At 38.5% G+C, this 14,316-nt stretch carries 6 protein-coding genes; 2 read left to right on the forward strand and 4 right to left on the reverse strand.

Annotated features, from left to right (window positions below; translation table 11 throughout):
- Window positions 1-11 precede the first annotated feature (11 nt).
- The 4 genes from J2X31_RS16650 to J2X31_RS16665 all read right to left on the reverse strand — a co-directional run bounded on the left by J2X31_RS16650 (window position 12) and on the right by J2X31_RS16665 (window position 10,071).
- A complete protein-coding gene (locus J2X31_RS16650) occupies window positions 12-1,625 on the reverse strand; it encodes a RagB/SusD family nutrient uptake outer membrane protein (RefSeq protein WP_310028373.1) in 1,614 nt (537 codons plus the stop codon).
- 36 nt (window positions 1,626-1,661) lie between these two features.
- Window positions 1,662-4,691 (reverse strand): SusC/RagA family TonB-linked outer membrane protein, encoded by a 3,030-nt coding sequence (locus tag J2X31_RS16655; protein ID WP_310028376.1) that lies wholly within the window; start codon window positions 4,689-4,691, stop codon window positions 1,662-1,664.
- Window positions 4,692-4,924: 233 nt separating this feature from the next.
- Window positions 4,925-9,064 carry a hybrid sensor histidine kinase/response regulator transcription factor gene (locus tag J2X31_RS16660; protein WP_310028378.1) on the reverse strand — a complete coding sequence of 1,380 codons (4,140 nt, stop codon included), beginning with the start codon at window positions 9,062-9,064 and terminating at the stop codon, window positions 4,925-4,927.
- A 35-nt stretch (window positions 9,065-9,099) separates the two neighbouring features.
- A complete protein-coding gene (locus tag J2X31_RS16665) occupies window positions 9,100-10,071 on the reverse strand; it encodes a Gfo/Idh/MocA family protein (RefSeq protein ID WP_310028381.1) in 972 nt (323 codons plus the stop codon).
- Between the two features lie 436 nt (window positions 10,072-10,507).
- On the opposite strand from J2X31_RS16665, the gene J2X31_RS16670 reads away from it, so the two are divergent.
- Window positions 10,508-11,926: a carbohydrate-binding protein gene (locus J2X31_RS16670; RefSeq protein WP_310028383.1), complete on the forward strand. Its 1,419-nt coding sequence runs from the start codon at window positions 10,508-10,510 to the stop codon at window positions 11,924-11,926.
- 84 nt (window positions 11,927-12,010) lie between these two features.
- Window positions 12,011-14,290 carry a beta-glucosidase BglX gene (bglX, locus tag J2X31_RS16675; RefSeq protein ID WP_310028385.1) on the forward strand — a complete coding sequence of 760 codons (2,280 nt, stop codon included), beginning with the start codon at window positions 12,011-12,013 and terminating at the stop codon, window positions 14,288-14,290.
- Window positions 14,291-14,316: the final 26 nt, after the last annotated feature.

The raw sequence follows: 14,316 nt of genomic DNA on the forward strand, positions 1-14,316 counted from the left end.
AAATTTGTTTACTAATAACCTACATTAAATTCTGAACCACTCTCTCCCATAATATCAATCTGACTTTGGGGCACCGGACAGTTGATGTAATGAGGAAGCCAAGGTGTCTGGCTGTTGGCGGCATCATTGGCTTCGGCAGCAGAAGTGTCCCCATTTCTATAATAAAGTGTAATTCTTTCTCCTAACAAACCCAGACGCTTCAGCAAAAACCAACGGTTATTTTCAAACGCAAGTTCCCTGGCCGATTCTTCCAAATAAGTATTTAGATCCCAAGCTGTAAAATCTACTCCAGGTGCCGCGGCATTTGGGTTTAAGCCATATCCTCTTCTTCTTACTTTATTGAGGTATTCAAGGGCAATATCTGAATTGCCAAGGTTATGATGTGCTTCTGAAGCCAACAACAGCGTTTCGGCAAATCGATAATAGATGTAGTTCTTGAAACTCTCGTCCTGATTAGGCAATTTTGTATTGAAATCGGCATATTTTTTCAGGCTCCAATGAAATCTCCTGTAATTGTCTTCCGGTTCGGTAATGGGTTGGCCAAATCTTGGATGCTGTGGATTATTTACCACATAGCTCGTGTAGTTTTCAGGCCAATAATAGGTTATAAATCTTTTGTCATTTACTTTATCATACAAACTATTTAAATAATTGTTAGGATAAAACCATCCTAAGGCTTGTCCGCCATATTCAGTGGCGAGAATAACTTCATTTCCTGCAACAGGATCAGCACCCGATTGTTTTTCGTATATCCTTTGGTTGAAGACGCTTCCAAGCCAAAAACCTCCACCTCCTGCTAGATTGTCGCCTTCTCCAAGAGACTGGTTTCTTTGGTAAACAAATAGGGCTTCGCTATGGTTTACATCGGCTCCAAACACCTGGCTAAGTTCAACGAGGCTATGAGTTCCGTCGCTAATGATGGCATCGAACTGATCGGCTGCCTCCTGCCAATCGCTTTTCCACATTGCCGCCTTTCCTCTCAAATGTATGGCAACACCTTTTCCGTAACGGCCCGTTGGAACCTGCCAGTCTAGATGTTCAACAGCAAAATCCAAATCAGAATTGATTACACCAAAAATTTCTTCATCTGTTGCTCTTTTATAGTCAACCGGGTCATTGATGTTTTGAGGTGTTGTAGGTATTGTATCTAATACAATTCCGCCATACATTCTGATCAAATCCAGATAAAGCTCTCCTCGGATGACCCTTGCTTGAGCCACCAATTTATTTTTTGCAGCTTCATCCATTTCAACAGATCTCGCACTTGTGATGATTGCCGATGCCCTGTCGATGATGCGATAGGCATTGTTCCATTTATCAGCCGGAAATCTTGCTGGTGTGTGAGTGGACGGACCATAAGGTGTAAACCAAGTTCGGTGTAATCCTAAATCTGTGGCAGCCAAAAAGAATACATTCGATTGCAAATTCGTATTATCTCCGGCTGGAGCATTATAGACCCTCATCCTGTTGTAAAGTGCATTCACCCCTACTTCCAATCCTTCGGGTGTAGAGTAAATAAAATCTACAGAAACATCTAATATCTCTTCCTCTAGAAATTCCTCACAGGATACTAGCGTAAATGCCAACAGTAAAGCGGAAAAGAATAAATATCTAAGTTTTTTCATAATCTTTAATTTAATATTTTATCTAAATAATTTTTCTTAAAATCCAATTTGAAGGCCGGTTACAACAGTTACGGGTTCTGGATATTCATTCGGATTTCTTTCAGGACTGTAGGATTGGAAATCAGTGATGGTAAATAAATTACTTCCTGTTATGTAAAGCCTGAAATTAGAGAGTCCGAATTTTTTAAGAATAGATTCAGGCAACCTGTATCCCATTGTGATGTTCTGCAATCTTACATAAGAAGCGTCCTGCAATCCCATATTAAAGATATTGCTTGGGTCATTTCCTTCTCTTGGACGTGGAAAATCGCCACCTGGATTTTCAGGAGTCCAATAATTCTGCTTGATTCCATTTTTGATTCCTCTTAAAGAACCTCCTTCTGAATAACCATAAAGGAACGGGTTGTTTCTTGTTACACCTTGAACGGTATAAAAATCGGCAGACATATCAAAGTTTTTATATTCGAGATTCAAGGAAAGTGTTCCGAACCAATCCGGTTGCTGTGAAGTGATAACACGGTCGTCATCATTGATAACTCCATCGCCATTCACATCACGTAGTTTTATATCTCCCGGTTGGGCAAGCGGTTGTGCTGAATTGATGATATCCTCCCCTTCCTGAAAAATACCAACTGGCTGATATTGATAGAACACGCCTATTGGCTGTCCGATAAATCTCCTGTTTGCCACATCGTCGTCCTCTACACCATCTCCGTCGGCATCCTTGCCATACAAACTGATAATTTTATTATTATTCTTGGTATAGGAAACACCTACGCTAAACTTGAAATTATCATTTCGGATGACATCACCATTTAGTGTTACTTCAATTCCTTCATTTTCAATCTCTCCTAAATTATTCCATTTAAAATTGTATCCAGAAGACGGATCTAGAGCTTCTCTTACCAGCAAATCCTTTGTTCTTGTATTATAGAACTCAATGGTAGAAGTGATTCGATTGTTAAAAAACCCTAAATCGATTGCGGCATTGAATGTGGTTGAAGTTTCCCATTTCAAATCAGGATTTGGCAAGGTGTTACCCGGTACATAACCTGTAACCGGATTGCCATCGATGATATAATTGCTTTGATCTGCCGTGCTTTGGCTTTGACCTGGCTGTATTCCTTCATTACCAACACTACCGTAACTGAATCTTAATTTCAAATTGCTGACCTCATCTACATCTTTCAGAAAATTTTCCTTGTAAACATTCCAACCTAGGTTTGCGGCAGGAAAATAGGCCCATTTATTATTCTTTCCAAATACAGTCGAACCATCGGCCCTGCCTGAAACTGTAAAATAGTACTTGTTATCATAATCATATTCGAACCTTCCTACGGCAGAAACAATTCCTCTTCTTGTCCCTGAAATAGAAGGAGTGTTTAAAAAAGCTCCTCCCAGTCCGTAAATTCCCAAGATATCATTAGGTATTCTGTCTGCCGTATTCGTGAAATTATTGTACTCCGTTTTGGAAATACTCTGCACGGCTGTAATATTGAAATGATGTGCCTCTTTGAGATCAAATTTATACGTAAGGATATTTTCAATCTGCCATTCTACATTATCCTGAAATTGAATGGCTCCACTACCTTGACCGCTGTTTGCAATTCCTGCCAGCGACTGGGTGGTATTGTATGACAATCTTTTATAATTCCACGATCTTCTACTTGCATTTAATCTGTAGTTGAATCCTTTAAACAATGTTACATCGGCAAACAAATTCAATATATCGTTTCGCTGTTCTATTAAATTTGTAGTTTCATAAATATCAATCAACGGATTTTTATTTTCCGCAAAGCCTCCAGGCAACAAACGAAATGTTCCGTCTTCATTATAAGCATTTCCAAGTGGAGCTGTTGTAATTGAAGTTATGAGGATACCGCTGTTATTGGTTCCTGTTGGGCTATTGGTATTGGGGTTGTTGGTTTCAGAAAATTGAAAAGAAGTATTCAAGCCCACTTTCAGCCAAGAATTTACTTTCTGATCCACATTTAATCTCAATCCCACTTTATCGTAATCGGAGTTTGGAATCACCCCTTCGGTATGGATATAGTTGACACTGCTGAAAATGCTGAATTTATCTGTTCCAGCCGATACGTTGATGGCGTGATTCTGTGTAGTTCCCGTCCGAAGTATCAAATCTTCCCAATCGATATACTCGCCTGATTGTACACTGGCCAATTCCAAGGCAGAGAAAATTTCTTCATCTGGTCGGTAAACACCTCCATTATTGGTTCTAAATGCTTCCCTCTTTAACTGGGCAAATTCGGCTCCGCTGTAGATATCAAAATTTCTGTTGATGTTTTGAATTCCCGAAAATCCATTATAGGTCACGCTCAATTTTCCTTCTTTTCCTCTCTTGGTAGTGATAAGGATTACACCATTCGAAGCCCTTGCTCCATAAATGGCCTGAGCAGCGGCATCTTTCAAAACTTCTAGCGATTCTATATCATTCGCATTGATATCGTTTATACTTCCGATTCTCACCCCATCAGCTATCACAATTGGATCGTTTCCTCCATCTACAGACCGTTGCCCCCTGATTCGGATAGTTGATGATCCTCCTGGGGCTCCGCTGGCAAGTGTCACTTGTACACCAGCTGCTTTTCCACGCAACATTTCTCCAATATCTGAAGTGGCTACCTTGGTCATATCCTCGGCCTTTATCGAAACTACCGAACTGATGACATCACTTTTCTTTTTTGACCCGTATCCTACAACAATTACCTCCTCCAGCATTGAATCTTCCTTTAAAATAATGTCAATCTTGGTTTGATTTCCTACCAGCTGGGAAGCAGTTCTCATTCCTATATAAGTAAAAACCAAAGTTTGGACAGGCGAAGCCTGAATCGTATAGTTACCATCATAATCTGTATTCGTTCCTGTATTAGTATCTTGAATCATAATAGTAACTCCCGGAAGCGGCATACCTAAACTATCCGTTACGGTTCCGCTTACTGTTCTATCTTGGGCACTTGCAGTAGTAAAAACAATACACACTAAGACTAGTAGCTTTATTTGGTTATTTAATTGTAAAACTGCATTTTTTGCTATATTTTTTTTCATATGCTCTAGAAAATTAGTTTATTTTTTAGGATTTAATCAGTTAAGTTGGATTGAAGAACAAATTTGATTTATTAAATTGTAGCACAGGGGATTTATATATTCGTTTATAGGGGTACGAATGTATCAAATAACTTAATATACTGTTTTTCAATAATTTAAAAAATAAAAAAATCCTTTTTGATACCATAAATATTCAAAAAGGATTTTTAAAACCCTATGTTTTTTCAAAAAACTTATTCCTTGGATCCTTTATAGACCGTTGGCGAAACCTTATATACTTTTTTGAACTCCCTGCTAAAATGTTTCCTGTCATTAAATCCAACCATAAACGCAACCTCCGAAATCGGATAGGTGGTGTTCATGATAATATCGGCCGCTTTTTTCAATCGAAGATGCTTGATCAAACTCGCAACCGAATGATTCGTGAGCGTATTTACCTTTTTATAGAGAATGGTTCGGCTCATCCCGATTTCTTTTACCAGCATATTGACATCAAATTCCGGATTTTCCAGATTTTCCTCAATTACCTTCATCAGTTTTTTGATGAAAAGCTCTTCGGGAGTGGTCAATTTGTCCAAATCTGAATCCACTATAAAACTGCCGCTGTATTTCAGTCGCAAGATTTCCTTTGAAGAAAGAAGGTTTAGGATGCTTAATTTCAATACTTGTATGCTGAAAGGCTTTGAAATATAAGCATCAGCACCTGTTGTCAACCCTTCAATCTTGTTATCAGTTGATGCTTTTGCGGTTAACAATATCACCGGAATATGATTCGTGCTTTCGTTCGTTTTGATATACTTGCAGAATTCCAAACCATCCATTTCGGGCATCATAATATCGCTGACGATCAGGTCGGGAATTTCTTTCTGCATATAGGAAATGGCATCTTTGGCATTGGAGAAATCCAACACACTGTATTCCTCGTTTAAGATATTGAAGATGAATTTTCTTACCTCATCATTATCTTCCACAATTAAAACCGTTTTTTTTCCTAAATCAAAATCATTATGTTCAAGTTCAACCTCTTCTTCAGATAAGATTTGAGGCTTGGACGGAACGTTTTCGGCATCAATGACATGCTGACTCACACCCGGACTGCTCTCTATGATTTGATCATCCGTGAGGTGCTGATCTCCTAACAGTAATGCAATTTGGAAAACCGTTTTGGCCCAGGATTCTTTTTCCTCAGGTATGGTTATTTCTCCCTTGTGAAGCTCCACTATACTCTTTGAAAGTGCAAGGCCTACACCACTTCCCATATTTTGAACACCTCGATCATCTACCTGAAAAAATCGATTGAAAATATTACTCTTGCTGTTTTCTGGAATGCCAATACCGTTGTCTTTTATTCTAATAAAAACCTTGTTTTCAGTACCACTTCCCTGCTCTACGGCAAAAACTATTTTTCCATTTTTCTTGGTGAATTTGAAAGCATTGGAAAGCAAATTGAATACTACTTTTTCCATCTGATTCTTATCAAAAAACACGTGTATGGTGTTGGAATTCAGCACAAATTTATATTCGATATTTTTCTCGACCGCCAAGCCTTTGAAGGATTCATAGATTTCAAAGCAAAAAGCCACGATGTCCTGCCTTTCGAAATACATCTTCATATGTCCTTTTTCGGCCTTCCTGAAATCCAGCAATTCGTTTACAAGCTTTAGCAGCCTGTCTGAATTTTGCTGGATGGTTTTTAGTTTTACTTCGGTTTTTGGATCGTTTTGCGAAGAAGCCAGTAATTCTTCCACAGGTCCTTTTATGAGCGTCAATGGCGTCCTTATCTCGTGTGAAATGTTGGTAAAGAAATTAAGCTGCATATTGAAAATTTCTTGCTTCCTTTCATTTTCTATATGCTCCAAAAACAATTCTCTTTTTAGTTTTACCCTGTGTTTTATGAATCGTACAATCACATAAGTACCAAATAGGAAAAGTATGGAATAGAGAGAATAGGCCCACCAGCTTCTCCACCAAGGCGGAAGGATTGTAATCTTCAACGTCTTGATCATTGGGTTCCAGCCTCCATCTTCGTTGGTTGATTTGATGGAAAGTATGTAGGTTCCCGGATTAAGATTCGACAAATTGATGCGGTTTTGAGTTCCCGTGTTGTGCCATTCGTCTTTGCTCAAGGAATTATCCAATTTGTAGGCATACTTGTTTTTCTTGGGATTCACAAAGTTCAAGCTACTGAATTCCAAACCAATATACCCCTGATCATAATTGATGGTAATTTCCGAAGTCTCCGAAATGGTTTTGCTCAAAATAGAGTTTTTCTTTCCGGCTTCCACAATTTCATTGTTCACGATTAGATTTGTAAACACGATCTCGCTGTCGTTTGGCAACTTTTTGATCTGTTGCGGATTAAAAATGGTCAATCCTTTTGCTGCTCCAAAAACCAGTTGGTTTTCATTCAATTTAATCCCGCAGTTATAGGAAAACTGCTTTACCGAAACACCGTCTTTGGCAGAATATTTGGTTATTTCAAAATCAAGTCCTTTAGATTTTGCCAGCTGTTTTTTTATTTTGATCTTGAACAGTACATCCTCAGAGCTTACCCACAAATTACCTTGGGCATCTTCTGTTATACTCTTTATCGGAGCATCGGTAAAGCCTTTCGATTTATTGAATGCGAAAAAATTTTCGGTGGTTTCATCTAAATAAAACAACCCATCATAATCGGCTCCAATCCATAATCTGCCTTTTGAATCAGTGAATAATACGGTAAGGCTATTGTTGCCAATTCGCTTTTTGGTATTGGTTTTATATATTCTGGTAACTTTTTTTGAAGCTTTTTCAAAATAATTCAAGCCGTTTTGAGTGGCTATCCAAATTCCGTTTTTCCTGTTTTCCAAATCCATGACAAAATTATCAGAGAGTGAATTTTGGGATCCGTCTGCCCTATAATTTTCTACCGTTCCCTCCTGCAAAACCCGCTTTACACCGTTTCCATTGGTTCCAACCCAGATATCTCCCTCATCCATCAATAAAGATGTAATGGGGCGTTCATCCTCAAATAATCCATTTGCCGAAAGCGGAATGGGTTTGAATTGTTTGCTTCCCTTGTCAAATTGATACAATCCATTAAATGTGCCGCATAAAAGCTGATTATCTCCTTTGTCAATAAGAGCCGTTATTAGGTTTTTGGTCTTCTTTTCATCTTTATAATCAACCACATAAGATACCGAAGTTTTATTTTTGAGATCTAGATAGTTCAAGCCTCCGCCATACGTTCCAATCCATAAAGCGTCCCGGTTTTGCTTTAGAACAGCAGTTACGATAGCGTTATTCAAACCAAAATTAGGCTTGATGGCTTCACCTATCGTAGTAAAATTAGAATTCGCCTTATTATAAAAATTGATGCCTCCGGCCGTTGTTCCTACCCAAATACAGCCGTGCCTGTCCTTCAGAAAGCACTTTACGTCGTTATCGGTCAGGCTGGAATTATTGAGCGGGTTGTGTTTATGCCTAATAAATTTTTTCTTCTTCTTATCAAAAACACTCAAACCATCTTTAGTGGCAAACCATGTATTATTTTCGTCGATTGCAATAATATCGCTGATCCAATTTGAAGAGATGGAATTTGGATCGTTAAAACTATACTTGTATTGAACCAGAACATCATTGGCTTTAGAATAGAAAAAAGCACCTTCGCTTTCGGTTGCAAACCACAAATCGCCATTGGCTTCCTTGACGATTTTCCAAATCTTTGCCTTTAAGAACTCTTTGTTTTTAGTGAATCCACTTGGCAAGCCTTTAAGGTCTGAAGTAGCAGGATCAAAACATTGGATGCCAAGGGAAGTCCCTACTAAGATTCCATATTCCTTATCAAAGAATAGAGAAAGTACCCTGCTATGGTTTAAAAGGAAATTAGAATCGCTCTTGATATTCTCTAATAAATTTGTCTTTTTGTTTAAACGTTTGACGCCTCCAAAAGTTCCGATCCAAAGGTTTTTTTGACCATCTTCTGCAAATGAGCTTATATAGCTTTTTCCTCCTTTTGTAGTAGAAACATCAATTTGGGTGAAGTTGTTTGAATTCTTATTAAACAGATTAACCCCGTGGTTGGTACCGATCCAGAGGTTTTCGGCACTGTCTTCAAAAATCACATTGACGTGATTATTGCTCAAGCTCCCTTGAAGGTTCTTGTCCCTGATGTATCTGTAAAAACTATAACCGTCGTATCGAAACAAGCCGTTTTCGGTTCCGATCCAGATAAAGCCTTTTTTGTTTTGAACCATGCTGGAAATCATGCTTGGCGAAAAATCTTCGTTGTAATTTATCTGTTCAAAATACAATCCCGAATCCTGTGCCTGTACATTCAAACAGCCATTGAATATCAGAAGAAAAAGTAGTATATATTTTTTAAAACACATCATAAGTAGCTATAGCATTGAAATTAAGTAGCCTAATTTTAAATTGGAGCTGAAAAGGCTTGCATGATCTCATTGACGATCAAACCTTCCTCAACCGTACAAGGGTTGTTTCTTTTTCCGAGAAAATAATTTACGGTTTGCTGAATAAAAGGTTGCTGTATATGATCGGGATGCACAAAAACAAAATTTTCTGTGGTTCGATTTGATACTATCGAAACCTCATCTCCAAAAAAGGAAAATGTAATGTAGCCTTTGCTTCCATAAATCGTACAGTTGTCAGTTTCAGCAACATTTGAAACATCAAAACTCCAAATACCCCTGAATTGTATACCATTTTTAAAGGCCATTATTCCGTTTACTGTATCGCTGACAGTATAATCTGCTTCCTGATTCACTGCAAATCCCTTGACGGATTGATAGGCTCCAAAGAAATAATACATCAAGTCAATCTGATGTGGAGCGATGTCCTGAAAATAGCCTCCCCCTGAAATTGATGGATCAAGCCTCCAATTTGCATCCGGCTTATGTTCCTTGAAATATTTTATATCCACACATTGGACTGTTCCTATACGATTTGAATCAATCAAACTTTTAACCTTTACATACATTGGCAAATGCCTGCGATAATGGGCAACCACCAATTTGTTTTTACTTTCTTCTACTGCCTTTTTCAATTCCAAAGCTTCATTTACAGAAAGCACCATGGGTTTCTCCAAATAAACATCCTTTCCGGCTTTCAAAGCCTGAATTGCCATTTTCAGATGTGAAGAAGGCGGAGTTGCAATATACACGGCCGTAATATTTTCATTTTTCAAGAGTTCCGAAGCATCATCATACCACAACGGAACTTGATGCCTCTTGGCAAAATCTTCGGCCTTCTTTGCATCCCTTCGCATCACGGACAACAATGAGGAGTTATTGCATTTTTGAAAAGCAGGCCCACTCTTGACTTCGGCAACGTTTCCGCAACCTATGATTCCCCATACGATGTTGGCTTTATTTTTTTCCAATTGAATATATTTATAATTAATCACTGCTGAAAGTACGGAATTCGCATCAAAAGTTGAAGCTTTATCTCCAAATAAAGTATCCTGTCTATTATATTTTTTACTTTTTTATATCTTGCAAACCCAATAGAGAACTAAACAAAAATAGCAACTCTAGTAAAAAGGGACTGTTTTAAATATTTCTTTTTAGGGGTAAGAATGTACCGATTACGAAGCATAAAAACACGCTTAAAACAATAAACACCTAACAATCAAAACGTTGAAAATGAATATGTCTTTGTATCCAATTAATCTATAATCCAAAAAGCGAGAAAAAGGCAATAGAATAAAGAAATGTACAATTGTCCCCCTAAAGAAAAATTATTAGAACCCATTTAACCCTATTAAATTAAAATATTTGTTAAAAATTTATTTTATTACAAACTAAATATAGTTAACTATGATTTTAAAAAATAGCACCCGGTATTTCTTTTTATTTCTTGCCGTTTTTATTTTCTCTTGTGAGAATGACGATGTGAGAGAAGTGACTTTATATGACAAAGGTCTGACAGAAGCCAATGCATCCAGTACCACTATTAAATTTGGGGAAACCATTGAATTTACAAGTACTTCTACTAAAGCCCTTACAACCAATTGGACTTTCGCTGGAGGTGCACCGGGAACATCAATCAATCCAAATGTTACTGTAACCTATGCTAATCCTGGAACTTATGAGGCACAATTAGTTGTAAAGTATATTGACAACACGATCGAAACAAAAACTTTTACCATTGTTGTATCTGGAATCGATCCTCCACTTCCATTTGGCGGTGTTGCCGTTGATTTGGAGGGAACAATTGAAGCCGAAAACTATGATTTAGGTGGCGAAGGCGTTGCCTATCATGACAATGAAGAAGAAAATATCGCCATAACCAACGGAAGTGCTTCTTATAGGGAAGACGATGGAACCGATGTAGAAGTTGGAACCACAACTACACACATTAGCAATACCAACGATGGCGAGTGGACAAATTATACCGTAAATGTTCTAGAAACCGGCAATTACAACTTTGAATTTATGGTGGCATCGGGAAGTCCGACAGGCGGAAAATCAATCCGTCTTCAATCTGTAAATCAAAGTACAGGCGTTACTACAAATTTAGGCGAAACGGGAAATTTTGCCAATACAGGCGGATGGACAACTTTCACAAGCAAGACCATCTCTAATGTAAGTTTGACTGCCGGATCAAACACTTTGCGATTCCATTTCACCGGAGGCGATACCAATCTGGATAAAGTAAACGTAATTGCCGTTGGACCAGTACTCCCTATCAATGGATTAGGCGTTTTCACTGAACGTGCTATCACGGCTAGCAACCTTGGCCAAGCACCTGTCAACAATGGTAATTTTATTATTACTACGGTAAATACAGGAGCCTATGAAGGAACCAATGCCTATCTATATAGTTTCAATGTGAATTCAGGAAATAATGTAACCGGATATGCCTTGTCCGTTATGTCACCTTCCACTTCGCCACTTGATGCAACTCCTTACAATTATTATAATATTGCCCTAAAAACAACTTCTACAAAAAATTTGAGGGTTCGTATGAATACCAGTGCTGGAAATTATTGGATTACATTAAACAGCACAACCGACGAAACCTACGGAATGGCGAGGGATGGTGCTTGGCATGCCTTGAAAATTCCTTTGGCTGATTTCAAGAAAGATGGCAGTGGCGAAAATATCCTTCCAAATAAAGATAAAATTGTAGCCTGTCTTGTTATGAGAACCGATGATGCCGATTATCCAACTTACAGTGGCTTAACAGGTGCTTTTGATTGGTATGTAGATGATATCTTCTATTCTGTAGATTAATAAATAATTGATTTTTAAATACTTTAAAACCGTGAACAATTTTGCTTCACGGTTTTTTAATGACTAAAACTTTAAACCATCAAAATGAAGAAAACAAGTATAATCACAGTGGTATTTTCCTTATTTTCAATTTCGGCAAATGCACAAAGCAAAGCTCATTTGGATAAGAAAAAGCCAATCGAAGAACGCATCACTTTATTGATGAACCAAATGACTTTGGAAGAGAAAGTGGGCCAGATGAACCAATACAACGGTTTTTGGGATGTAACCGGTCCAGCTCCAAAAGGTGGTTCGTCTGAACTGAAATATGAACACCTTCGCAAAGGCTGGGTTGGTTCAATGCTTACTGTTCGTGGTGCCAAGCAAGTTCGCGCTGTGCAAAAAATTGCGGTTGAAGAAACACGACTTGGAATTCCGTTAATCATTGGTTTTGATGTCATTCACGGTTATAAAACGTTAAGTCCCATCCCTTTGGCTGAAGCCGCAAGCTGGGATTTGGAGGCTATCGAAAAATCGGCTGCAATTGCCGCAGATGAAGCATCGGCTTCTGGAATTAATTGGACATTTGGTCCAAACGCAGATATTTCACGTGATGCCCGTTGGGGACGCGTGATGGAAGGTGCTGGTGAAGATCCGTATCTGGGAAGCAAGATTGCAACCGCCAGGGTAAAAGGCTTTCAAGGCGAAAATTTAGCTGCAAATAATACGATTGCCGCTTGTGCAAAACATTTTGCCGGTTATGGTTTTGCCGAATCAGGAAGAGATTACAACACGGTAGATATGAGCCATTCCATGCTTTACAACACCGTTTTACCTCCATTTAAAGCGGCAAAAGATGCAGGGGTTCGAACTATGATGAACGCTTTCAATATTTTAAATGGAATTCCTGCTACTGGAAATTCTTTTTTGCAACGAGAGATCTTGAAAGGAAAATGGCAATTCGATGGATTTATTGTTTCCGACTGGGCTTCGGTTCGGGAAATGATAGCACACGGTTTTGCCAAAAATGAAGCCGATGCTGCCGAAAAAGCAGTTAAAGCCGGTTCAGATATGGATATGGAATCGCATATTTATGTTGCTGAATTGGTGAAATTAGTCTATGATAAAAAAGTAGATGTTGCCTTGATTGATGATGCTGTTCGAAGAATACTTCGAGTAAAATTTGAGCTGGGTTTATTTGATGATCCGTATAAATATTGCGATGAAGCCAGAGAAAAAGCGGTCATCGGAAGCAAGGCTAATCACGATGGCGTTTTGGATATGGCTAAAAAGTCGATCGTATTATTGAAAAATGAAAATAATTTATTGCCCCTAAAAAAATCCGGACAAAAAATTGCCTTGATTGGTGCTTTGGCCAATGACAAGAACAGTCCGTTGGGAAGCTGGAGAATTGCTTCGGATGACAACACCGCCGTTTCAGTTTTAGAAGGAATGCAACAATACAAGGGAAACCAGCTCACGTATGAAAAAGGAACCGACGTGACGGTTGGAAAAACAACTTTCGTGCAAGAACTGATTTTCAATACAACAGACAAAAGTGGTTTTGAGAAGGCAAAAAATGCCGCAAAAAATGCCGACGTCGTGGTAATGGTTTTAGGCGAACACGGCTTTCAAAGCGGTGAAGGTCGAAGCAGGACCAACCTTGACTTGCCTGGAAACCAACAGGAATTATTGGAAGAAATTTTCAAGGTAAATAAAAATATCGTTTTGGTTTTGAACAACGGCCGACCTTTGACAATTCCTTGGGCAAGCGAAAATATTCCTACGATTGTGGAAGCTTGGCAATTGGGAAGCCAGACCGGAAATGCAGTGGCACAAGTTCTTTATGGAGATTACAATCCGAGTGGAAAATTGCCGATGTCTTTTCCTAGAAATGTTGGTCAGGTTCCAATTTATTACAACAATTACAGCACAGGAAGACCTATCGACAGTGATAAAAACGTATTCTGGTCGCATTATTCTGATGTAGAAAAAACGCCACTCTATCCTTTTGGCCACGGATTGAGCTATACCATTTTTGAATACAGCAACTTAAAAATCAACAAGACTTCTTTTGCCAAAGGCGAAACTATAAAAATCAGCGTAACCATTTCAAATACTGGCAAATACGACGGCAAAGAAGTCATTCAATTGTACATCAGAGATTTGGCGGGAAGCTTGGCAAGACCTATAAAGGAACTTAAAGGATTCGAATTGGTCAACCTTAAAAAAGGAGAATCAAAAACCATCCATTTTACTTTGACAGAAGCAGAATTGGGATTTTATGACAACGATGGAAACTTTCTGGTGGAACCGGGAACTTTCAAGGTATTTGTCGGAACCAGTTCTACAGATGTCTTAGAAAGTGAATTTGAATTGAAATAAATTGCAGATAGATTGTTTGTTTTGTG

The sequence above is a fragment of the Flavobacterium arsenatis genome, from assembly GCF_031456785.1.
Classification (GTDB): domain Bacteria; phylum Bacteroidota; class Bacteroidia; order Flavobacteriales; family Flavobacteriaceae; genus Flavobacterium; species Flavobacterium arsenatis.